Below are 22,482 nucleotides of genomic sequence, written 5' to 3'. Positions count from 1 at the left end.
ACCATGTTGGTTACAATCCACAAATAGAACACTATTGAGATTTCGCTTTTGAATGTTCGTCGCATGCCTTTAGCCATACGTTTATTTTTAACGGTATTACTGACTACCTTAGTGATTGCAACAATCAGTTTAGGAGTATTGCATTGGACCATGCAAAAGAACTTCGCACGTTATGTTGCTGATGTGGAAATGCAAAAATTAGATCGTTTGATTGCGAATCTAGGTAATGTTTATACGGTTTATCATGACTGGGGGAATGCCATTCAGGCGCAGATTTTACAAATTGAAGGGAACGCAGCACCTGACGATTATGATCGTTTGTCTCAGTGGTGGTTGCGCCGTCAGTATGATATTGCCTTACAACAACGTTATTTTAATGACCATACCTTATTAACGCTTTCCCCCACTTTAGCTCAAAACAACACCGAAATAAAAAATCGTCAGATTTTTAACGATGAAGAATTAAAGATTCTTAAACAAAATTTACCCTCAGAATATCAACCCTTTGAAGGCTTACGTTTTCCTTTGAGTCCGAGCCAATTTCGGTTAAAGAAAGATGCGAAAGATGACAAGCAACAGACCAAATCTAGTTCATCATCTGAACACGTTAAAAAGCGTTTTGTATCAATTCCAGATCGTTTAGGTTTAAGTTCAAGACTGTCTTTATATGATGAAAAACACCAATTTATTGTGGGTGAACCTGCAACTGATCAAATAGCCTACCGTCCAATTCTGGTCGATCAAAAAGTTGTGGGTTATCTCGGCTTAAAACCCGTATTGGATCAAGATGATGCATCGAGTATTAATTTCTTTAGTAATCAAAAGCGTTATTTACTTTTAGTTTATGCCTTAACCGTGCTTTCTAGTCTGGTGGCGGCATTATTGATGGCAACTTATTTTAAAAAGCCAATTCAACGTTTGCTCAATGCGACTTTGGAATTAACGCGTGGAAATTACCAACATCAGGTTGTGATTAAGCGAAATGATGAATTGGGAGATTTATCGAATCAACTGAATCATTTGGCTGATATTTTGCATCAGCATGAAGAGTCTCGCCGTCAATGGGTCGCAGATACTTCTCACGAATTAAAAACGCCTTTGGCTGTGTTACAAGCACAGATTGAAGCAATGCAGGATGGAATTCGTAAAGCAACACCCGAGCATCTTGATGCAATGATGCGTCAAGTGAGTAGTTTAAAGAAGCTAACACAAGATTTGGCTGATTTAGCACAGGCAGATGCGCAGCAGTTGAAATGCTATTTTGCTGAAGTCAATCCATGGGATGTCGTACTGCAAGAAGTTGAGAATTTTAAACCTACATTTGAACAAAAGCAGTTTGATGTTTCACTCTCAGGCGAAGGAATAAGCCTATCTTTAGATCGAGATCGTTTTAAACAGATCATTGTTAACTTGCTTGGAAATTGTGTACGTTACACAGAACAAGGTGGAAAAATACAGATTCATACTCAACAAAATGAGCATGAATGGATATTGTATGTGGATGATAGCCCATTTGGGGTAAGTGATGAGCAGTTGGCGCGTTTAGGCGAGCGTTTCTATCGTGTGGATGATTCACGCACACGTAGCACTGGCGGAACGGGTTTAGGTTTGGCTTTGTCTTGTAAACTTGCGCAGGCTTTAGGTGGTTCACTTACTTTTAATCATTCACCTTTAGGTGGATTGCGTTGTGTGCTGACTTTCCCAAAATTAATTAAATAACTTTTTTGATCCTCTTTGCTTGAGGACGATGGATAGGATGAAAACCATGAAGCATATTATGTTGGTTGAAGATGAAGTTGAACTAGCGCAGTTGGTTCGTGATTATTTAGAGGCGGCTGGTTTTGAAGTCAGTATGTTTCATGATGGTCAGGATGCTTATACCCAGTTTCAACAACGTAAACCTAGTCTCATGATTTTAGACTTGATGGTTCCTCGTATGGATGGTTTAACCATTTGCCGTAAAGTACGTGAACAATCTGATTTACCGATTATTATGGTAACTGCGCGTACTGAAGAAATTGATCGTGTTTTAGGTTTAAATATGGGAGCAGATGACTATATTTGTAAACCATTTAGTCCGAAAGAGTTGGTTGCACGTGTACAAGCTGTTTTGCGTCGTTTAGAGCGTAAGGCAGAACCTGATCAAAATGATTTATTTCGTATCGATAAAGCACAGCAACGTATTTGGTATCAACAAAAAGCATTAACTTTAACACCGACTGAATTCCGTTTATTGGAATTATTTTTGGAGCATCTCGGTCAAGTCTATTCACGTGCCCAATTATTAGATCATATTAACCCAGATAGTTTTGATGTGGCAGATCGTGTAATTGACAGTCATATTAAAAATCTTCGTCGGAAAATTACTGAAGCTGCCGAAACAGGTAATCGTCATGAATGGATTCAGGCGGTTTATGGCGTAGGTTATCGTTTTGAATATCCTGATGAGTAAGTAGTTTTACTTTATCCTGTGGATAACCACAACATTATCCACAGAAATTGTGGGTAATTTCTGATGAATTCTGAGTAAGGGTGATGTGCTTTATCAATCTATTTTAGATAAACAACTTACCTGAACCGCGATAGCGGCACTAAGTAAATCAAAATTATTCGGAATTAAGATGAACAACTTACCATCACCTCAGGCACATCACTTGGTAAAGGTGCAGTATCTTGTTCAGTTTCCAAATCAGGCTGTTTTTGATAAGGCTGATTGAGTAGCTTAAATAAACGATCAACTTCACTAAAATCACCACGTTCAGCTTGTTCAATCGCTTTTTGTGCCATGTGATTGCGTAAAATATAATGAGGATTAGCGCTTTGCATAACTCGATCTAACTCATCTGTATCTTGAGTTTTGCGAATTTCCTGATATTGATGGAGAAAAGCATCAAACTGACGTAGATCTAAGCAATCATCACGGAGTGTTTTATATTCCTTGTTCTGTAGGCGAATAAAACTTTGCGTATAGTCGAGTTGTTCCGCTTGCAAAATTCGCAAGAATGCAAAACTACAATCTAAACTGTCTTTATGAAAATGGGGGAGTCCCATCTTCTCGCAGAGTCCTTGACCATAATGATGTAAAAAGATTGGTTCAAATTGTTCTAAGCAAGTCGCTAAATCTTGTTTGAATTGTTCTTTATGCTCAGGTGTGGCTAACGATATGAGATTGTTTAACCATGTCCACAAATTCCAATGTCCAATACTTGGTTGGTTTTGATAGGTATAACGACCTTGGTAATCGGAGTGGTTATTAATCCAGTTTGGTCGAAAGCGTTCCATAAATCCATAAGGACCAAAATCTAAGGTTGAGCCTGTAATATTTAAATTATCGGTATTCATTACACCATGCGCAAAACCGACTAATTGCCATTTGGCGATCATGATTGCTGTACGTTCAATGACAGCTTTAGCGAAACCCAGAACAGGGTTCTCAGCTTCTAGGCATTCTGGATAATGCCATTCGATACACTTTTGCGTAAATTCAGTTAAAAGTTCAGGTGCATATTGATTGATCCACTCAAAATGCCCGAAACGGATATGACAATCCGAAGTGCGTAATAGCATTGCGCCAAGTTCTAAAGTCTCACGCTGTACGCCTTGTGCTGATGTAGTGAAACCGACTGCATGACTAGATGCTACGCCAAGCGCATTCAGTGCATGACCTGCTAGATATTCACGAATCACTGAGCGCAGTACCGCACGACCATCACCCATACGAGAGTAGGGCGTTGAACCTGCACCTTTCAGATGTAGATCAATGGTTTGTCCATGTTGATTTAGAATTTGTCCAATCAATAAACCACGCCCATCCCCTAATTGACCTGCCCATTGACCAAATTGATGACCTGCATACACCATTGCTAATGGCGTGAATTTAGCAAAAGTTTTTTGCCCACTACAAATCTCGACCCAATTGGCTTTGTCTTCATCACTCCATTGCAATTCATCAGCTAACGCTTCGTTAAAGTGACCTGCCTTTGCACCACGTAAAGGGCTGGGCTGTTGCTGGTGATAAAGCTTTGAATTGAGAGATGAATAGCGAGGATTGAAATGCATAGGTCAATATCATGGCAAGAAGCTGAATGATGACTATAACAAAGATAAGTCTAAAATAGTGAATTGTGATTATGAACTGAGTCTTTAAATAGGCATAAAAAATGGCCTCTAAAGAGACCATTTTATTGAGTATTTTTTATTCTGAAACTGGTGCTTTTTTGATATTACGCACTAAAGTTTCTAGACATTCACGATGGTGTGCAAGGCGATGTTCAAGCAGTTGGAAATCAACTTTAAGTTTATGATCCATTTGATGGATTTTTTCAGCCATTGCCGCTTTTTTTGCTTGTAGTTCTTGCTCTTTTAACTTCGCCCAATCGTTTAGAGTCAATGTAAAAGCTTCATATTCTTGAGCAATACGTTGTTTCATCTGAGCAATATCAGTGTTCACATCGTGGCCATAAATTGCGAGGTCTTGTTCAGCATATTTAAACTTCATCGCAAGCTCTGCTTTTTGGATATTAAAGCTTGGAATACGACGTAAGTTTTTCGCTAAGCCTAACTTTGAACTTGTCCAAATTAGCCATTTGGTAGGGTCATATTGCCACCATTTTACGCCGTTACGATAATCGTATTGGAAAATATGGTGATAGTTATGATAACCCTCGCCCCAAGTGAGGATGGCTAAGATGAAATTATCACGTGCAGTATTTTCGTCAGTATAAGGGCGTTTACCCCACATATGACAGAGTGAGTTAATGAAGAAAGTGACATGGTGGCTGAGGAATAGACGAACTAAACCGCCTAAAAGCAACACGCCCCAAATATCATTCACTAACCATCCAATCGGTAATAAAATACCTGCATGAACAGCAATGACTAAGGGAACATAATATTTATCTTGGAACATGACTAATTTGTCATTCAACAAATCAGGCGCATTTTTATAATCTGGCTCAGCGGCAGGATAGTTACGTAACATCCAACCCATATGTGCGTACCAGAAACCATTATTAATCGAATATGGATCTTGGTCTACATCGTCAACATGACGATGATGGGTACGGTGACCTGAAGCCCAAAATAAGATACTATTTTGAACCGCAAAAGTACCCATAATCATAAGAATGATTTTTAAAGGTAGGGTTGCTTCATAAGCACGGTGTGCCCATAAGCGATGATAGCCAGCAGTGATACCTAAACTGCTTACACCTAGTAAGACAAACATGCTAATCCATGCGCCCATACTAAAGTCATGATAATAGGTATAAATTGGAATCGAAATGAGTGCAACAACTGGTAAAAATACCAATGCGAAAATTGCAATCCAATTAATGGGTGCTTTCTTGAGTGGGGCGGAAGTCATATCCGTCAGCGCTCCTAAAAACCTTGTTTACACAAGATATAAAAACCAAACGAGATAGCAAAACCAATCATGACGATATATTGCTATTTTATGCTCGATATTAGCATGCTCATATTAGATAACACTAGTATTATTCTACAGTTGTACTGAAAGAACAGTAACAGAATTCGTTTGTTGAATTAATCAATAAATTAAAAGGCGAAATAAATCAATGTCAGAACAAATAAGCGTGAAAAATACAATTTATTCTTTGAATAAGTTTTTTCACAAAACTTTAATATTATCTGTTGCTTTCATGCTTGTTGCATGTCAAAGCCAACCAACTAAAGTCAACAAAAATAGCCTACAGCCAAAGCGTGTAAATCAATTGCCACCCATGCAAATTCGCAAGAGTAACGATGGCGTTCAAGATGTAAGTTGGCAAATTACCATGATTCAAAATAAACGTGCTTTATTCTTCAATCAATATCCAAGTTTTTCGCTGAATTCTATTGCTAAAACCGTTTCAGGTCATACAGGCTGCAATATTATTTATGGGACGTATCAATATGATCTTAGCCAAAGGAAAATGAATTTTGATGTGAGAGCGCAGCACTTTAGTTGTGATAAAGCATTAGCACAAGAAGCAGATCTGATGGATGCGATGCAGCGGATTGAACGTTTTCAAATTGAAGGGACGAATTTGTATTTATTAGATGCAAAAGGACAGCGTTTAATTCAGGCGCAATCTAAAAAATAAAATTAGTTGCCGGAATAAATTCCATACTTTTATAAAGTTAGATGTTGCAACATGGTGCTCGGGAAATCAGTGATTAACCCTTGAATGCCCAATTGTTGTAGATGTTTGGCACGTTCAACGTCATTAACTGTCCAAACACTCACAGCAAGTTCGGCTTGCTGTGTAAACTCAATGATTTGATCGGTTGCCAGTTGATCTTTCCAACCAATTTGGCAGCATCCGTATTGATGTGCGAGTTCGATGGCATATTCCCCAATCGGAATTTCAACTAACAAGCCACGTTTAAAATGACTTTGATGTTGTTGCAATGCCGCTAAAATTTTCACATCAAAACTGGTAATCGTAGCAGCCTGTTCAAAGTCGAGTAAATCTTGATGTAATTGCAGAATTAAACGCTCAGCCGCTGCTTCATCTGCAACTGCTTTAATTTCAACTTCAATATGTTCAAAATCAGTTAAACAACCCATTACTTGGGGCAGGCTAGGAGTGTATTCTTCAAATCCCCACGCCTGCCATTGATGGCGATGATCAAATTGCTGAGCTTCAGATAAATTACAGCTTTCAACATGACGTGATTTACCCGTAGTACGAACAAAATCATCATCATGAATCACAACCAATTGGTCATCTTTGAGTTGACGCACATCAAACTCAACTGCACGTACACCTAAATCATGCAAGTAACGGAAGCCTCCTAACGTATTTTCAGGAGCTTCGCCTCGTGCACCACGATGACCAATGATTCGCATTTTGATTACCTTAAAATAATTATGCTTGATCAATACTATCATTAATGTTTTTTTGCCAAAGCACTTCACTACCGCCTTCTGCACGTTGCAAAGCACGTGAGGCAACAAATAACCAGTCGGATAAACGGTTCAAGAGTTGTAATGCAGTAGATTGAATATTTTGATCACGATTGTGCACTGACATTAAAGTGCGTTCTGCGCGGCGGCATACAGCACGAGCTTGATGTGCATAACTACATGCTAGGCTACCCGAAGGCAAGATAAACTCTTTGAGCATTGGCAGAGATTCATTCATGTGATCAATTTCTTTTTCGAGAAACTCGATACAAATCGGTTGGAGTAAGTGGTAGTTGGGAATACAAACTTCACCGCCTAAATCGAACAGCCAATGTTGAATCAAGCTTAAACTTTTATCCCAATCAGCTTTGTTTCCAATTTGAGATGTGCTGATTTGTGCGCGAAGCACGCCAATCGTGGCATTGAGTTCATCTACATCACCTAGCGCATTAATTCGTAAGTCATCTTTAGCGACACGTGAGCCATCCCCAAGACCTGTTGTACCTGAATCGCCTGTGCGCGTATAGATTTTACTTAAACGATGTCCCATCAAGCTGTCCTATAAATAAAAAGGGGATAATGTCGGTCAGAACATTACCCCGAAATTGGAGTTAAGAAAATATTTTTATTGTCTAGATTGCACGATTAATAACGAAGAGTGACACCTACAGAAGCTTGGCGACCACCGTTGATGTAGTAACTACCGCTACCATAGGCTGTACGATATTTTGAATCGCCGACATTTTGAATGTTCGCAAAAACATCTACATTTTTATTCACTTTATATTGTCCATGCATATCTACACGGAAGTGTCCAGGGATTTGAACATTGTCAAAGGCACTGTTGTCATAATCACCATTCGCTAACATTGTGGTCGAGAAAGTATATTGTTCATCTGCCCAACCAGCAGTCAAGGAAATTTTCTGACGAGGGCGACGACTTAAATCTTCATCATTTTTCTTGTCTTTAGCGCGAACATAGTTATAACTTAAATTTGTAAATAGGTTTTCACCTTGCCATTTCACATATAGCTCACTACCCTCCATTTTAGCTTTTTCAACGTTACTCATTTGATTCAGAACGCCATCAAAAGCAATCAGGTTATCTACTTCTGTTGTATAAAGAGATAAACCTGTTGAAATATTGTAAGCCAGTTTTTGGTCTAGACCGATTTCATAAGACAAGCTTTCTTCTGGTTTAAGGTCAGGATTTCCACCAAAAGCATACATATCATTTAAAGTTGGTGCTTTAAATGCTGAACCGATATTTGCATAAACACTGGTTAAAGGTAGCACTTGATAACGAGCAGATCCTTGAGCAACAGTATGTGTGCCGAATTTTTCATTGTCTTCTACACGGATACCAACCTGAGTGTTTAATCCTGCTTGATCATATTTGTGTTGGATATAATAACCTGTTGAATCAATATCTTCTTGATATGGTGTTCCATAGGAGATCACATCACCATCAATATTTCGATGTGTTGCACCAACTAGAAGCTTTTGATTTGGTGTAAAGCCCCATTGACCATAGATTTCAGATTCTTGCGTTTTACTATGGACAAAATCTGTTGAATTATTTTGATCTATTTCATCTTTGAATTGAGAAAAACGGGCATGTAGAGCTAAATTCTCAAGAATATTTAAACGTCCTTTAATGTTAATGATTTCATTTTTAAAATCTTGAGAAACGAGTTTGCCAGAGCTATCGTAATCGCTATAACCTTGGTTCTCACTATAATCAACAGAAGCTGCGTACTGTTCTTTTTCTACACCAATTTTTGCGCTATAGCCTTTTTGATCAAATGAGGCATCGGCTGCATTTTTTATATCTTTGACAGGTGTTCCATCAGTTTCAAGGCGTTGACCACGAATCTGTGCATAGAAACCATTTTCAGCCAGATCTGCACCGACTACAGATTTATAAGTTTTATTTTCACCAATTTCACCTGTTACAAAAGCAGCGCTTTTCTCTGGTGTTTTAGAAATCAATTGAACTACACCTGAGATTGCATCAGTACCATATAAAACTGATGCAGGACCTTTTAATACTTCGATCTGCTTAATATCAGTTGTATCAATAAATGGTAATGATGCTGTACCAGAAGTATTTGAATTTAGACGGACGCTATCTCTTAAAACAAGCGTTTGGTTTGAATTACCACCACGTAAAAAGATAGATGCCATTTGTCCATATCCGCCGCTTTGTACCATGTTGATCGAAGCATCGGTTTGGAGTAATTGTGGTAAAGAGGCAATTGGAGATTGTTCTAGAATCTTTGGTTCAATAATATTGATTCGAGCAGGAACTTCACTGACTTTTTGTTCAGTACGAGATGCCGTTACAACAATCGTATCTAGCGTCGCAGTTTTAGTACTTGATTGATCTTGAGCAAAAGTAGTTGAAGAAAACCCCATCGCAATAGCGATAGCACCAACTAAGCGTGTCGGTTGAAAAATAGTAGACATGATGTCGCTCCATACATTCACCCGTCGTGAATGTTAAAGTGGAAATAAACAACAAGCAGGTCTCCGGACTTCACTATATCATCACAATGGTGATGCTATTAATCATCTTCCCACATCATTCAGATGCAGTGATTTGGCGCTTAGCTAAGATTAATAATTCGGTGTTACCGTTGCGAGGGCAGTGTTGGACTTACACCAACTTCCCTATAAGCAAAAGAATTTGCTTTAGACTTGTTGCGAGATGACGCGAAGTATAGAGTGTTCACGTTTTTTAAACAATTGCATTTGGAAATGAACTTTGACCAAAGTATGTCAAATTGCTTTACAATGTAAGAGTAGTAAATAGCCATCTCAGATTGGACATCAAATGCGCCAAACCCAACTCCGAACTCGTGCCAAAATTTGTGGAATCACTCGGACTCAAGATATTGATGCTGTTGTGCAAGCAGGAGCAGATGCAATTGGTTTTGTATTCTTTCCCCCAAGCCCACGTCATGTCAGTATTGAACAAGCGCAAATCTTGGCAAGCTCAGTACCTGCTTATGTTCAGTTGGTTGGTTTATTTGTAAATGCAAGCGCAGAAGAAATCCAAACAGTGCTTGATTCAGTTCCGTTGGATGTATTACAACTACATGGTGATGAAACACCTGAACAATGCCAACAAATTGCGTTGTATTGCAAACGCCGTTGGTATAAAGCCATTCAGGTTAAACCCGATTTAGACATTTTGACCGAAATTCAACGCTATCAAGCTGTGGGAGCCAGTGCGGTTCTACTTGATGCGTGGCATCCTGATTTAAAAGGTGGAACAGGCCACTGTTTCGATTGGAAAAAATTTCCAAAACTTGATATTCCACTAATCTTGGCAGGGGGCTTAACCCCTGAAAATGTGAGTGACGCTATTGATACTACAGCAGCTTTTGCTGTGGATGTCAGCGGAGGCGTAGAGTCCGCTAAAGGTATAAAAGACCAACAACTCATTGAAAAATTTATGCAAGGAGTCCAACGTGGATCAGCAAAACCTTAGTCAACAAAATCAGGCGATTGACTACACCCAGTTTCCAGATGCTCAGGGGCATTTTGGTATTCATGGTGGGCGTTTTGTGTCAGAAACGCTTATGGCTGCACTTGAAGACTTAGAAAGTCTTTATGGTCGTATGAAAAATGATGCTCAGTTTTTAGCAGAGTTTGACCGTGATCTCGCGTACTATGTTGGTCGTCCTAGTCCTCTTTATCATGCTGAGCGATGGTCTCAGCACCTCGGCGGTGCGCAAATTTACCTGAAACGTGAAGACTTGAACCATACAGGTTCACACAAGGTCAACAACACCATTGGTCAAGCGTTATTGGCAAAACTATCGGGTAAAAAACGTATCATTGCAGAAACAGGAGCAGGTCAGCACGGTGTGGCGACGGCTACCATTGCAGCACGTTTGGGTATGGAATGTGTGGTGTACATGGGTGCTGAAGACGTAAAGCGTCAAGCGATGAATGTATATCGTATGCGTTTGCTTGGGGCGACGGTAGTTCCTGTGCAAAGCGGTTCAAAAACATTAAAAGATGCATTGAATGAAGCGATGCGTGATTGGGTAACCAATGTCGATACGACTTATTATGTCATTGGTACGGTTGCTGGGCCACACCCATATCCACAGCTTGTACGTGATTTCCAGTCGATTATTGGACGCGAAGCGCGTCGCCAAATCCTTGAGCAAGCAGGTCGTCTTCCTGATGCCTTGGTTGCTTGTGTCGGTGGTGGTTCAAATGCGATGGGCTTGTTCTATCCATTCCTGAATGATCAAGATGTCAAAATGTATGGCGTTGAAGCTGCTGGTTACGGTATTGAAACAGGCAAACATTCTGCTCCATTGAATGCAGGTCATGTTGGTGTATTGCATGGTAACCGTACTTACCTTATGTCTGATGCACAAGGTCAAATCATTGAAACACACAGTATTTCAGCAGGTTTGGATTATCCAGGTGTCGGACCAGAACACAGTTTCTTGAAAGATATGAAACGCGTTGAATATGTTCCGATTAAAGATGATGAAGCCTTACAAGGCTTCCGTGATTTAACTCAGATTGAAGGCATCATTCCGGCACTTGAAAGTTCACATGCGATGGCTTATGTCACTAAACTTGCGCCAACGATGTCGAAAGATCAAATCATTATTGCAACGGTTTCAGGTCGTGGCGATAAAGACTTGATGACCGTTGCTAAAATTGATGGTATTCCGATGGTCGACTTATAAAACTGAATATTGTGTGATATTATTGAATAAATAGTGTGCTAAAGCAGCATTGATTTTTATGCGCTGACTAGCTATACATGGACGTATAACACGATAATAATCATACAGGATTGTAGGGGATGAAATACTCCTTACCCAAATATATAAGTAAAGTTTTTCTTGTCATTTTGGATTGGGATTTAGTTAAAAAATCCCAATCTATATTACTTTATGCTAGTTTTACTGCTGTGATCATCTATTTTATGCAAATAAAATATATGTATCATCCTTTAGCAAATACTGAGTTATTAACTAAATTTCAGTGGTTGTATCCTAGTATATTTTTTTTAAATGCATTTTTAATTCTGTTTGGCTTTTTTATTAAAAATAAGCCAAATACCCATATGTATTATGTATTATTTTTATCTGTTTACTACCCATTTTCATTGTTAGGCTTGCCGATTGGTATTGGTTTGCTCAATATTCTTAATGGAATTATTTTTATGGGGATTGCCTTCACGGCATTATTGTTATTTCCTCGTTTTGTTGTTTATTTCGGTCTAATTTCTTACATCATTGTATATTATCTTTTAGCAGGACTAACGGTTGCTGGGTATTTGGATTATGCAATTGCGTATAAACCTTATACCTTGATGCATAAAGATGTGCAAAATGCTCAGATCATTTATTCCATGTTTTATACAACATTATATGCAGCATTTACGATTACTTTATTTGATATTAGTGTAGAGCGTTGGCGTAGATATAACTCAAAAATAGAAAAACTGAGTTGCACTGATGAATTAACGAGTCTGCTTAATCGTCGTGGGGTGAATCAAATTATTGATTTACAGATGCAGCAGGCAAAAATTACTCATCGTGAAACATCATTAATTATGGTCGATATTGATAATTTTAAAAAAATTAATGATCAATATGGACATCATCAAGGTGATTTGGTTTTAAGGCATGTTGCCGATATATTAAGAAGAAATTTGCGAGCTAGTGATGTGATTGGACGTTATGGTGGTGAGGAGTTTGTTATTTTATTGCCATTTACTTTAATTGAAAATGCGGTTGCCGTAGCAGAAGTCTGTCGTAAAGCATTAGAGCAAAGTGCAATTGAAGTTAATGAAACGGAATTTATTTATGTTCAAGCTTGCTTTGGGGTAAGTAGTACAGTTCATAGCGGTTTTGATTATATGCGTTTATTTGAACAAGCAGATAAAGCATTATATGAAGCCAAACATAATGGTAAAAATCAGGTCAGAACAGTCCATGCACGTTAATCTATTTTGGGGAATATTGTGAAATTAATACAAGAGAATGGTCAGCCTCGTTATGGGCGTTTTGATCAGATACCCTCAAAAATTAATCTAGATGACTATATTTATAAAACACCTTATGGTCAGGTGCTAAAAGGTTGGCGTAAGCAACTTAAGTATAAAAAATTTAAGTTTTGTGGTTTACAACATGAGCATTACAGTATTGGTATTGCGATTGTCGATCTATCATGGGCAGGGCATGGCTTTTTCTATGTTTATGATCACCTTTCTGAAAAAGTAATCGAATGGAATGCGATTCAGCCATTGGCGTTGAAAACTCAACTCGATGAACAACCTTTATTTAGTCAAAGCTATTTTAAAAAATCGGCTTATCAATTTGATATGCAACACGCCAATGGTGTGCGTTATCTCCAAGTGACCAAACATGGTGAAGTGCAACTGAAAGCACGGATTTTCTGTGCAGGTACGGATGCACTCAGTTTATGTAGCCCAACTGGGATTAATGGTTGGACATATACACAAAAACAAACCACTTTGGCAGTAGAAGGCTTTTTCATTAGCCCAGATCAACAGCAGATCGAATTTAATGCGCATAGTCTCGCTGCACTCGATGATACCTGTGGTTTTTTACGACCTGAAACGGCTTGGTTTTGGTTATCTTGTCAGTTCCGTGATGCAAATGATCGCCGTATTGGCTTGAATTTAGCTTCAGGTGTGAATGAAAGTTTTGGTAATGAAAATGCGTTGTGGGTCGATGGTCGTTTATATCCACTCACTGATATTTTATTTGAGCAACAAAATGAAAATTGTTGGTCAATTCGTTCTTTAGATGAGCGATTAAATTTGCTAGTTGAAACTGGGTGGTGTCGTTTTGAGAATATTAACCTACGCTTGATTGGCAGCCAGTTTAATCAATGGCAAGCGAAAGTCAGTGGTACGATTGAACATGAAAATGTTGAATTGGTGTTATTGAACAACGAATATGGGTTGTTAGAACAGCATTATGCAAAGTGGTGATTATTAGAATATGAGTCTGTTTAATATTTTATATCTAGGTTGATTGGATAAAAGATATAAAATCAAGTAGTTGGTATCCTACAGTATAGTAGATAGGGATGGAGGATATAATGAAATATATGGTATTTTTGATCACTATTTTACTAACTGGCTGTATGGATTCTTTGGAATATGTGCAGTTGGAAAATAAATCTAATTATAATATATATATCCATGAGGATGATGGTGCTTTTATTAAAGTAGCTCCAAATTCTAAATTAGACGTAAAACTAAATGATTTATTTACTGATAAGGTAAAAGGAGATGGGTTTATGATCTCTATTGTTGATAAGGAGGTGGAATATAATTATTATTTTAATTTAAATAATAAGGAGTTCAGGAATAAATACATTAAAGCTGGTTTTTTTAATAAAGATAGGTATTTTTTTAGGTATAAAATGAACAAGTTATATCTTTTTTCACCAAAAGAGCAAACGTATAAGCAAGTGCAATTGTAGGTGAGTTAAATATTAACCATGAGGAATATACCTCGTAGCGCTCTTGTAGGGCGTAATGTCAAACTGGTTGATGATATGATTTTAAATGAGATTTGTTTAATTTGCTCAAGCCAGTTTGGTACTCCATCGTGAAGAAAATAGAGTAAGGGTTTTTTTAGTTAATTGGGTTGGGTCTTTAAGATATTTTTTATCAATCAGATGCTAACCATAAGGGTATTATTCCGCAACATTCCACTGCATAGCAGATCAATCGCAGTGGAACGTCTCAGAAGATTTTTATTTAAAGTGGACTAAAGCCCCGCTTGCCAAAAAGCTTCACCCGCAGCAATAGGATCATTGGTCTTGGCTAAAGTATCAATCCAGACATCGTATTGACGAATAACAGGATGTTGATTTGGATGGAAGTCCTTTTTAAACCAATCACTGTATTGAGATCTTTTCGCAGTCAAAATACCATTACGACCAAAGAACCAAGGCAAACCTTTACGTGCCATGTCAAAACGTTGTCTTAGGTTAAAACCATCGGTTTTGAGCATCACATCAGTACGATATAAGGTAAAGCCAAACATCATCACGGTAGTGAAAACGAGTGCAAAGCGACGTGTTGCTTCAGGTACTTCACCGACTTCGCGCATCACATCAAAAGCCACATCACGATGTTCCATTTCTTCAATCGCATGCCAAGCAAATAACGCACGAACAAAAGGATCGGCTTCCGCTAAAGTTTCCTTTTTACTGTAAAAGGTATCTGCCATTAATGCGGTTAAATGCTCTGCGGCTGCGGTCATGGCAATGTTGTATTGAGCTGAACGGTTTTTTAATTCAAATCTAAAAATCTTTTTCAACCGAGCAGTGAATTGATCTACAGGCATACCTTGCTCTTTCATGATCTGATTCATTTTGTCATGTGCAATACCATGCTGTGCTTCCTGACGGATAAAATCAGCCACACGTTCTTGCAAATCAGGATCATTAATTTTGTCGCGGAATAAACGCACACATTCAATAAAATAGCGTTCGCCATCAGGGAAAGTTAGGCTCAACGCATCAAACATACGAGTACGGAACGGATCACCACCAAACCAAAAACGTGGTGCCTGATCTAAATGAAAATCTAATTTTGTTCTTACAACAGGTTCAACTTGATAGGAAACGTGTGCATTCATTTTTACCATTCCTTGTCTTTTCTTAAACTCAGTATGAAAAAAGTTCGATGAAATGTTTTGACAGTTACAGCCAAGTTTTATACAAATAACGACAGATCAGGATGAGATCGGCATATGTCAGTTAAAATTATTATTGGATACCTGCGATTATTTAATCGTGTTTTACAACAAGAACAAATTGATTTGTCTAAAGTTGTTGCGCCTGAGCTTTGGCAAGCTTTTCATACTTGCTTGGAAAATCCAGATGAGCATGATTTTGATGTCGAACGTTATGCATTGCTTTTGCAATCGGCACAAGCTTATTTCCCTCGACCGATTACATTAGTATTGGCTGAACATGCCAATTTGCAAGATTTGGGTTTAATGGGATATTTGGCTTCAACCAGTTTAGATCTGCAACAGGCGTTACAGCTTTTACAACGTTATTATTCTTTGGTTTTTAAACAGACCAATTTAGAACAACTGAATGTTCAGCAGTTTTCTGAATATATTCAAATTGTTTGGGGAGCATCTTATAGTGATTATCGGGAAATGTATGAGCTGAATTTAGCGCTGATCTTTAAAATTGCGCAGTCAATTGTGCAAGATGCCCTCGTTCCGCCACAGATGATTCAATTTGGTTACGCACCACATACAGCTTTATATCACTTTGAAAAATTTTATGGCTGTCCGATTCAAATTCAAGCTGGGCAATATGCCATTCGCTTTTCAAATCAAATTTTAAAAGCAAAAAGTATCGCGGCAGACCAACAATTAAACTATGTACTCTCTACTCAAGCTCAGCAATCACTGAATAGCATTACTTCTTTTGAGATTCAGCAACAACAGTTCCGTCAAAAAATACAAACGCATATTGAACAAGGGCTTTTGCAGCAAGAAGAACTACTGCTCAGCTATGTGGCAAAGCGTTTGCATTGTTCAGAACGAACATTACAACGCCAACTCAAAACCTATCAGCTTAATTTTCAAGATATTTTAGATCAGTATCGTTTGGAACAAAGTAAACTGTATTTGCAACAAGGGAAATCATTCTCTGAAATTGCTGAACGCTTGAATTATGCAGATCAAAGTGCGTTTGGGCGAGCGTTCAAACGCTGGACAGGCATTACACCCAAGCAATTTTTAAAATCTCTTTAACTTTAAAGCAAACTAAAGAGATTTATGGATTACTTTTAGCGTGTTTTTAAACGTGGATAATTAAAGACAATGGCAAGGACTGCGCAAATCGCAAGAATCCAGCAATAATAAATATTGCCAATCAATTCAACGGGTGAGAGTTTGGCAATCGAACAGGCCAACAGCAATTGTGCGCCGTAGGGGATAATCCCTTGAACCACACAAGAAAAAATATCAAGTAAAGCTGCACTTCGCTTAGGGGCAACACCATATTCTTTTGCTACTTCACGTGCCATATCTCCAGATAAAATAATCGCAACGGTATTATTGGCGACAAATAAATTTGAGAATATGACCAGAAAACTAATGCCTAATTCACCTGCACGCTGTTTGCCAAATTTGAATAGACGCGTAATCGTATAAATACGTTGAATAAGCCATTGCAAACCGCCTTCTTTTTGCATCAGAGTAGACAAACCACCTAGCAACATGGAAAGTAATGCCACCTCAAACATGCCAACAAAGCCATCATAAATTGAGTTATTGAGTTTTAATAAATCAAATTCAGGTTTTTCAATAAGACCAATCACACCTGACAAAATAACACCAATCATTAATACAGCAAGTACGTGCAATCGTGTAAAGGCAAGAAAAAAAACAGCTAAATAAGGCAAAATAAGCAATAAATCATAAGGCTTTGCTTGAATGGCTTCTGCTTGATGGCTCATTGAAATATAAACCATTAAAGTAATGATAGCCGCGGGGAATGCAATCCAGACATTAACTCTAAATTTATCTCGAAGTTCAACATTTTGGCTACGTGTTGCCGCAATCGTAGTGTCAGAGATCATGGATAAATTATCACCAAACATTGCACCTCCCACGACTGCACCTATGGCATAGAGAGGTGCTATCTCTGTTGCTTGGGAAAAACCGAATGCAATTGGTGCACAAGCTGCGATGGTGCCCATAGATGTTCCCATTGCTGTTGCAATAAATGCAGCAATAATAAATAACATGGGTAACACAAATTCAGGCGAAATCAGTGAAAGTCCCAACTGTACTGTCGCATCCACGCTACCAATCGCACTGGATACACTGGCAAAAGCACCTGCCAACATAAATACCATAAACATTAAAATCAAATTTGGATGGCTAGCGCCTTGTAGGAACTCTTCAATCGCCGTATTTAGTTTTTGTTTATAAAGTAGTAATGCCAGAATAACGGCTGGAATTGCTGCGATAGGTGCTTTGACTTGATAGAATGCAAATTCTGTCCCGATCATCGAATGATAGAGACCACTCCCGAGAAAGATGATCAAAAATACCAATAGTGGTAGCAAAGCAAGGGCATTGCTTTGTACTTTTTTCTGAGTGTGGGCAGACATAAAAATAAAAAGAAAACTTAAAAATTGCGGGTAGTATAAAGGAGCTGAGCTCATTTCTAAAATCAGCCTCGATGAAGCTAAAATTAGGAAGCTTTGATCATTGAGAAAAAGCTGAAAATATAGATAAATGTAGCAGGGCAGTTGTAAGTAGCAACATTCACTGTTGCAATCACGTCAAACTCTGTTCAATGAACAAAAAATAGCGTTACAATGCAGTGTTATTGTATGACTACAAACAACTCCTCAATTTATATAAATCAAGGAAAGCATAATCCTATGTCACGTCTTGCCACTCGTTTTGAACAGCTTAAATCTCAGCACCGTAAAGCGCTTGTTTCTTATGTTATGGCAGGAGATCCGCATCCACAAGTCACGGTTCCATTGCTTCACCAGATGGTTGAAGCAGGTGTTGATGTGGTTGAGTTGGGTTTGCCATTCTCAGACCCAATGGCGGATGGTCCAGTGATTGCCTTAGCTGCTGAACGTGCTTTAGCAGGTGGAACGAGCACACTCGATGCTTTGAATATGGTGAAAGAATTTCGCGAAAAAGATCAAACGACACCCGTTGTTTTAATGGGGTATTTAAACCCTGTTGAAGTGATTGGTTATGAAAAGTTTGTTGCTTATGCGAAAGATTGTGGTGTTGATGGTGTACTTTTGGTGGACTTACCGCCTGAAGAATCAAAGCAATTTGGTGATGTCTTAAAACAAAATGAGATGGATCAAATTTTCTTACTCGCACCAACATCAACTGATAAACGTATTCAGCATGTTGTAAATCAAGCCAGTGGCTTTGTTTACTATGTGTCGTTAAAAGGTGTGACAGGTGCAGCAACACTAGATACCTCTGAAGCAGCAGCTCGTATTGCGAAAATTAAGAGCATGACCAACGTTCCTGTTGGGGTTGGTTTTGGGATTAGTGATGCAGCTTCTGCAAAAGCAATGGGTCAAGTTGCTGATGCCGTAATCGTAGGAAGTGCTTTCGTTAAATCTTTTGCGACATTGCCAGCAGACGAAGCTGTGCAACAGACGGTGAATAAAGTGAAGGAGCTTCGAGCCGCGCTCGATGAGTTAGTATGAGTCAAGAGTTAACAGCAGGGAAGGTTCTGAACCCATCAACGCCTTGGACAGAGCGTCAAGTTCCTGGTATTCAAGTTGCGAATGAACAACAAACATTCAAAGCAACATTTACGGAACCAACCATTGAATGTCCTGAATGTCATGCCTTAGTAACACGTACGGCAATGTCATTTAATGCCTATGTATGCCCACAATGCGATGAGCATTTGCGTATGCGTGCACGTGATCGTTTGAATTGGTTCTTTGATCAAGTCAATGCAGAGTTAGGTCAAGAATTTAGCGCGAAAGATCCATTGAAGTTTGTGGATAGCAGACCTTATCCAGAGCGTATGCGTGAAGCACAAGATAAAACAGGTGAAACTGAAGCATTAGTTGTAATGCAAGGTTCATTGAAAGGTTTGGACTTGGTGGCTTGCGCATTTGAGTTCGATTTTATGGGTGGTTCAATGGGTACTGTTGTTGGGGATCGTTTTATCCAAGCGGCAGAACGAGCAATTCAACTACATCAACCGTTAATTTGTTTTGCTGCTTCAGGTGGTGCTCGTATGCAAGAAGGCATGTTGTCTTTAATGCAAATGGCACGTACCTCTGCTGCGATTCAAAAAATGAAAGAAGCTCGTGTTCCATATCTTGTTGTATTGACTCATCCCGTTTATGGAGGTGTAACCGCATCATTAGCAATGTTAGGTGACGTACATATTGCTGAACCGAAAGCGATGATTGGTTTTGCAGGTAAACGCGTCATTGAACAAACAGTTCGCGAGAAGTTGGAAGAACCGTTCCAACGTGCAGAATATTTGCTTGATCATGGCGTGGTCGATCAAATTGTTCATCGTCATGCATTACGTGATACTGTATATCGACTCGTAGCTAAACTGATGAATTTACCTTGAAACTGGACGCACCACATTCTACAGATACATTAATAACATGGCTCGATTATTGGGGCCATGTTCATGTTACAGGCATTGATTTAGGTTTAGAGCGCGTAATTCCCGTTGCTGAAAAGTTGGGAGTTATGCAACCTCAAGCAAAAGTTTTTACTGTGGCAGGAACCAATGGCAAAGGCTCAACCACAACGACTTTGGCTGCAATTTTAAATGCGCAAGGCTATAAAGTCGGTTTGTACCAATCACCGCATATTTATCGTTTTAATGAGCGGGTAAAACTTGCAGGATTGGAAGTTGATGATCAAAGCTTAGTTGATGCCTTTGTGTTGGTGGATCAAGCCCGTCGAGAATGTGGTTTATCACTCTCTTTCTTTGAAGCAACCACTTTGGCTGCTTTTCTTATTTTTAAACTAAAACAATGTGATGTCTGGGTACTTGAGGTTGGCTTAGGTGGTCGTCTGGATGTCGTGAATGTGATTGATCCTGATATTGCTGTGATTACCAATATTGGTTTAGATCATGTCGATTGGTTAGGTGACACGATAGAAAAAATCGCCTTTGAGAAAGCAGGGATTATTCGTCCGAATATTCCAGTGGTATTTGCGGGTCAACAACAATTACCCCAAGCGATTCAAGCTAAAGTAGCTGAAACTCAAGCAGATCTATATGCGCTGAATCGAGATTATTTTTATCAACTTAATGACGATGGTCAAACATGGTCATTTGCATCCTCTGGCACAACGTTAAAACTGCCAATCGGTCAGCTTGCATTAGATAATATTTCGACTGCTGTTGCAGCGGTACTGGTGAGTGGTATTGAGGTCTCTCAGGCAGCGATTGCAACAGGTATTCAGCAAGCACGTTTGCAAGGTCGTTTTGAAATACGGCAAATTCAAGATAAAACAGTTATTTTTGATGCTGGACATAATCCACATGGTGTCGAATTTCTATTGAATCAGTTGCGAAAATTCTTAAAATACAATAAACAGTACACAGATGTTGTCGCAGTATTTTCAATGCTGGCAGATAAGGATATTTCATCTGTCACTGATTTACTTAAAACAACCGTAAAAGATTGGTTTATTGCTCCTTTAAATGTACCTAGAGCAGCAGTGTTGTCGCAGTTGCATGATGCATTACAAGGTCAACAAGTACATGAGTACGGTAATATCCAGCAAGCCTTTGAAGATGTGCTGAAGCAAAGTAATAACAATCAGCTGATTTTAGTCTGTGGATCGTTTCATACCTTAGAAGCGGTTTGGGAGTATTTAGAACAATGTCAATGAATAACAAACAACGCTGGATGGGAGGCGTTGTTCTATTGGGTGGAGGTGTTTTATTGGCAGCATTACTCCTTAAAGGTAATGACGAAATAGGACATGACAAAACACAAACGGCAATTGCACACCCAATTCCTAAAACAGAACCTAAAACTCAAACAGCTCAATCGACCCAAGAAGGTGAAATGGTTTCATTACAACCATTAGCCGTAGATGTCGAGACAGAAAAAAGATTGCTTGAAGAACAACGCCGTTCTCGTGAGAAAGCCGTTGCTGAACAAGAAGCACGTGCAGCTGATTTTCTAAAAATGCAGCAAGAAGCAGAAGCAGCTGCGGCACGCAAGGCTGCGGAAGAATATGCTGCAATTAATGCACGCCGTACAGCCGAACAGGAAAGCTCTGATAACATTCCTCCAGAGCTTGGCGAAGATGATAAAGCCAAAGCACAACGGCTTGTTGAAGAAAAGAAAAAAGCTGAACAACAAAAAGTAGATCAGCAGAAAATGGAGACCGAAAAAAAGTTAGTTGAGGATAAACGTAAGGTAGACGCTGAAAAAAAGTTAGCCGAAGAGAAGCGTAAGGCTGAAACTGAAAAAAAGGCTGAGGAAGATAAACGTAAAGCTGAAGCAGATAAAAAAGCGTTAGAAGAAAAGCGTAAAGCTGAGGCAGATAAGAAAGTTGCCGAAGATAAACGTAAAGCAGAAGCTGATAAAAAAGCGGCTGACGAGAAAAAGCATAAACTAGAAGCTGATAAAAAAGCGGCTGACGAGAAAAAGCGTAAAGCTGACGCTGAGAAAAAAGCCGAAGCTGAAAAGGCTCGTGATCTCATGGAAAATGGAGATAAAAAGTGGATGGTACAAGTGGCATTGGCTGCCAACCAAGCCAATGCAGATGCAGTTGTATCTAAATTGCGTGCTAAAGGCTATAAGGTTACAACAAGCCCGACTTCAAAAGGAGTTCGTATCATGGTTGGGCCATCGAAGGACCGAGATGTTGCAGATGCAGCACGTAAGAAAATTACCTCTGATGAAAGTCTAAACATGAAATCCGCTTGGGTAATTGATTGGGTTCCGCTTGATCAGCGATAACAAAAGATAGGCGACGAGATCAAAACTGGAAAGCGTCTGGTTTTGATCTTATTACAAGTGTTCT

20 protein-coding genes and 1 riboswitch are annotated in these 22,482 nt (G+C 39.0%); of the genes, 13 read left to right on the top strand and 7 right to left on the bottom strand.

Features of this window, described 5'->3' with window-relative positions; genetic code table 11:
* Positions 1 to 48: 48 nt before the first annotated feature.
* Positions 49 to 1,719 (top strand): sensor histidine kinase efflux regulator BaeS, encoded by a 1,671-nt coding sequence (baeS, locus tag ACN19N_RS12465; protein WP_420001448.1) that lies wholly within the window; start codon positions 49 to 51, stop codon positions 1,717 to 1,719.
* 46 nt (positions 1,720 to 1,765) lie between these two features.
* Positions 1,766 to 2,452 (top strand): response regulator, encoded by a 687-nt coding sequence (locus tag ACN19N_RS12460; protein WP_004664800.1) that lies wholly within the window; start codon positions 1,766 to 1,768, stop codon positions 2,450 to 2,452.
* Between the two features lie 164 nt (positions 2,453 to 2,616).
* On the opposite strand, the gene ACN19N_RS12455 is transcribed toward ACN19N_RS12460, so the two are convergent.
* Both ACN19N_RS12455 and ACN19N_RS12450 read right to left on the bottom strand, forming a co-directional pair.
* Positions 2,617 to 4,059, bottom strand: coding sequence for a protein adenylyltransferase SelO (locus tag ACN19N_RS12455; protein WP_420001447.1), 1,443 nt, complete (start codon positions 4,057 to 4,059; stop codon positions 2,617 to 2,619).
* A gap of 136 nt (positions 4,060 to 4,195) precedes the next feature.
* On the bottom strand, positions 4,196 to 5,365 hold the full coding sequence (locus ACN19N_RS12450; protein WP_420001446.1) for an acyl-CoA desaturase: 1,170 nt from the start codon (positions 5,363 to 5,365) through the stop codon (positions 4,196 to 4,198).
* 211 nt (positions 5,366 to 5,576) lie between these two features.
* On the opposite strand from ACN19N_RS12450, the gene ACN19N_RS12445 reads away from it, so the two are divergent.
* Positions 5,577 to 6,104, top strand: a complete 528-nt coding sequence (locus tag ACN19N_RS12445; RefSeq protein WP_420001445.1) for an META domain-containing protein — start codon at positions 5,577 to 5,579, stop codon at positions 6,102 to 6,104.
* Between the two features lie 29 nt (positions 6,105 to 6,133).
* Here ACN19N_RS12445 and ACN19N_RS12440 read toward each other — a convergent pair whose 3' ends face one another.
* The 3 genes from ACN19N_RS12440 to ACN19N_RS12430 all read right to left on the bottom strand — a co-directional run bounded on the left by ACN19N_RS12440 (position 6,134) and on the right by ACN19N_RS12430 (position 9,379).
* Entirely contained in the window at positions 6,134 to 6,853 is a 720-nt protein-coding gene (locus ACN19N_RS12440) for a glycerophosphodiester phosphodiesterase (protein WP_420001444.1), read from the bottom strand.
* 19 nt (positions 6,854 to 6,872) lie between these two features.
* Positions 6,873 to 7,460 carry a cob(I)yrinic acid a,c-diamide adenosyltransferase gene (locus ACN19N_RS12435; protein ID WP_420001443.1) on the bottom strand — a complete coding sequence of 196 codons (588 nt, stop codon included), beginning with the start codon at positions 7,458 to 7,460 and terminating at the stop codon, positions 6,873 to 6,875.
* A 95-nt stretch (positions 7,461 to 7,555) separates the two neighbouring features.
* On the bottom strand, positions 7,556 to 9,379 hold the full coding sequence (locus tag ACN19N_RS12430; RefSeq protein WP_269228637.1) for a TonB-dependent receptor plug domain-containing protein: 1,824 nt from the start codon (positions 9,377 to 9,379) through the stop codon (positions 7,556 to 7,558).
* A gap of 36 nt (positions 9,380 to 9,415) precedes the next feature.
* Positions 9,416 to 9,629, bottom strand: a riboswitch (cobalamin riboswitch).
* A 117-nt stretch (positions 9,630 to 9,746) separates the two neighbouring features.
* Here ACN19N_RS12430 and ACN19N_RS12425 point away from each other — a divergent pair.
* The 5 genes from ACN19N_RS12425 to ACN19N_RS12405 all read left to right on the top strand — a co-directional run bounded on the left by ACN19N_RS12425 (position 9,747) and on the right by ACN19N_RS12405 (position 14,410).
* Positions 9,747 to 10,406: a phosphoribosylanthranilate isomerase gene (locus ACN19N_RS12425; protein WP_420001442.1), complete on the top strand. Its 660-nt coding sequence runs from the start codon at positions 9,747 to 9,749 to the stop codon at positions 10,404 to 10,406.
* A complete protein-coding gene (gene trpB / locus ACN19N_RS12420) occupies positions 10,387 to 11,631 on the top strand; it encodes a tryptophan synthase subunit beta (protein WP_420001441.1) in 1,245 nt (414 codons plus the stop codon). Before ACN19N_RS12425 ends, trpB begins: the two co-directional genes overlap by 20 nt.
* A gap of 242 nt (positions 11,632 to 11,873) precedes the next feature.
* Entirely contained in the window at positions 11,874 to 12,899 is a 1,026-nt protein-coding gene (locus ACN19N_RS12415; protein ID WP_420001440.1) for a GGDEF domain-containing protein, read from the top strand.
* 18 nt (positions 12,900 to 12,917) lie between these two features.
* Positions 12,918 to 13,913: a DUF2804 domain-containing protein gene (locus tag ACN19N_RS12410; RefSeq protein ID WP_420001439.1), complete on the top strand. Its 996-nt coding sequence runs from the start codon at positions 12,918 to 12,920 to the stop codon at positions 13,911 to 13,913.
* Between the two features lie 110 nt (positions 13,914 to 14,023).
* Entirely contained in the window at positions 14,024 to 14,410 is a 387-nt protein-coding gene (locus tag ACN19N_RS12405) for a hypothetical protein (protein WP_420001438.1), read from the top strand.
* Positions 14,411 to 14,700: 290 nt separating this feature from the next.
* On the opposite strand, the gene ACN19N_RS12400 is transcribed toward ACN19N_RS12405, so the two are convergent.
* Positions 14,701 to 15,576 carry a metal-dependent hydrolase gene (locus ACN19N_RS12400; RefSeq protein WP_420001437.1) on the bottom strand — a complete coding sequence of 292 codons (876 nt, stop codon included), beginning with the start codon at positions 15,574 to 15,576 and terminating at the stop codon, positions 14,701 to 14,703.
* Between the two features lie 114 nt (positions 15,577 to 15,690).
* On the opposite strand from ACN19N_RS12400, the gene ACN19N_RS12395 reads away from it, so the two are divergent.
* A complete protein-coding gene (locus ACN19N_RS12395; RefSeq protein WP_241283038.1) occupies positions 15,691 to 16,713 on the top strand; it encodes an AraC family transcriptional regulator in 1,023 nt (340 codons plus the stop codon).
* Positions 16,714 to 16,748: 35 nt separating this feature from the next.
* Here the strand turns inward: ACN19N_RS12395 and ACN19N_RS12390 are convergent, their stop codons facing one another.
* Positions 16,749 to 18,080: a Na+/H+ antiporter NhaC family protein gene (locus ACN19N_RS12390; RefSeq protein WP_420001436.1), complete on the bottom strand. Its 1,332-nt coding sequence runs from the start codon at positions 18,078 to 18,080 to the stop codon at positions 16,749 to 16,751.
* Between the two features lie 276 nt (positions 18,081 to 18,356).
* On the opposite strand from ACN19N_RS12390, the gene trpA reads away from it, so the two are divergent.
* The 4 genes from trpA to ACN19N_RS12370 are packed head-to-tail and all read left to right on the top strand — an operon-like array spanning position 18,357 to position 22,418.
* Positions 18,357 to 19,160, top strand: a complete 804-nt coding sequence (gene trpA, locus ACN19N_RS12385) for a tryptophan synthase subunit alpha (RefSeq protein WP_269228628.1) — start codon at positions 18,357 to 18,359, stop codon at positions 19,158 to 19,160.
* On the top strand, positions 19,157 to 20,053 hold the full coding sequence (gene accD, locus ACN19N_RS12380) for an acetyl-CoA carboxylase, carboxyltransferase subunit beta (RefSeq protein ID WP_004664767.1): 897 nt from the start codon (positions 19,157 to 19,159) through the stop codon (positions 20,051 to 20,053). Before trpA ends, accD begins: the two co-directional genes overlap by 4 nt.
* Positions 20,050 to 21,336, top strand: coding sequence for a bifunctional tetrahydrofolate synthase/dihydrofolate synthase (folC, locus tag ACN19N_RS12375; protein WP_420001435.1), 1,287 nt, complete (start codon positions 20,050 to 20,052; stop codon positions 21,334 to 21,336). The genes accD and folC overlap by 4 nt, the downstream gene beginning before the upstream one ends.
* On the top strand, positions 21,327 to 22,418 hold the full coding sequence (locus ACN19N_RS12370; protein ID WP_420001434.1) for an SPOR domain-containing protein: 1,092 nt from the start codon (positions 21,327 to 21,329) through the stop codon (positions 22,416 to 22,418). Before folC ends, ACN19N_RS12370 begins: the two co-directional genes overlap by 10 nt.
* Positions 22,419 to 22,482: the final 64 nt, after the last annotated feature.

The organism is Acinetobacter sp. LF10, assembly GCF_048585715.1.
Taxonomy (GTDB): domain Bacteria; phylum Pseudomonadota; class Gammaproteobacteria; order Pseudomonadales; family Moraxellaceae; genus Acinetobacter.
Note: the sequence above shows the minus strand (reverse complement) of the source record. Positions and strands in the feature narration are given on the sequence as shown.

What these genes read in the sequence shown, in the direction of transcription:
- ACN19N_RS12460 (WP_004664800.1), top strand. Translation starts at nt 1,766, where the DNA reads ATGAAGCATATTATGTTGGTTGAAGATGAAGTTGAACTAGCGCAGTTG.
- ACN19N_RS12455 (WP_420001447.1), bottom strand. Translation starts at nt 4,059, where the DNA reads ATGCATTTCAATCCTCGCTATTCATCTCTCAATTCAAAGCTTTATCAC.
- ACN19N_RS12450 (WP_420001446.1), bottom strand. Translation starts at nt 5,365, where the DNA reads ATGACTTCCGCCCCACTCAAGAAAGCACCCATTAATTGGATTGCAATT.
- ACN19N_RS12445 (WP_420001445.1), top strand. Translation starts at nt 5,577, where the DNA reads ATGTCAGAACAAATAAGCGTGAAAAATACAATTTATTCTTTGAATAAG.
- ACN19N_RS12440 (WP_420001444.1), bottom strand. Translation starts at nt 6,853, where the DNA reads ATGCGAATCATTGGTCATCGTGGTGCACGAGGCGAAGCTCCTGAAAAT.
- ACN19N_RS12435 (WP_420001443.1), bottom strand. Translation starts at nt 7,460, where the DNA reads ATGGGACATCGTTTAAGTAAAATCTATACGCGCACAGGCGATTCAGGT.
- ACN19N_RS12430 (WP_269228637.1), bottom strand. Translation starts at nt 9,379, where the DNA reads ATGTCTACTATTTTTCAACCGACACGCTTAGTTGGTGCTATCGCTATT.
- ACN19N_RS12425 (WP_420001442.1), top strand. Translation starts at nt 9,747, where the DNA reads ATGCGCCAAACCCAACTCCGAACTCGTGCCAAAATTTGTGGAATCACT.
- ACN19N_RS12415 (WP_420001440.1), top strand. Translation starts at nt 11,874, where the DNA reads ATGCAAATAAAATATATGTATCATCCTTTAGCAAATACTGAGTTATTA.
- ACN19N_RS12405 (WP_420001438.1), top strand. Translation starts at nt 14,024, where the DNA reads ATGAAATATATGGTATTTTTGATCACTATTTTACTAACTGGCTGTATG.
- ACN19N_RS12400 (WP_420001437.1), bottom strand. Translation starts at nt 15,576, where the DNA reads ATGAATGCACACGTTTCCTATCAAGTTGAACCTGTTGTAAGAACAAAA.
- ACN19N_RS12395 (WP_241283038.1), top strand. Translation starts at nt 15,691, where the DNA reads ATGTCAGTTAAAATTATTATTGGATACCTGCGATTATTTAATCGTGTT.
- ACN19N_RS12390 (WP_420001436.1), bottom strand. Translation starts at nt 18,080, where the DNA reads ATGTCTGCCCACACTCAGAAAAAAGTACAAAGCAATGCCCTTGCTTTG.
- trpA (WP_269228628.1), top strand. Translation starts at nt 18,357, where the DNA reads ATGTCACGTCTTGCCACTCGTTTTGAACAGCTTAAATCTCAGCACCGT.
- accD (WP_004664767.1), top strand. Translation starts at nt 19,157, where the DNA reads ATGAGTCAAGAGTTAACAGCAGGGAAGGTTCTGAACCCATCAACGCCT.
- ACN19N_RS12370 (WP_420001434.1), top strand. Translation starts at nt 21,327, where the DNA reads ATGTCAATGAATAACAAACAACGCTGGATGGGAGGCGTTGTTCTATTG.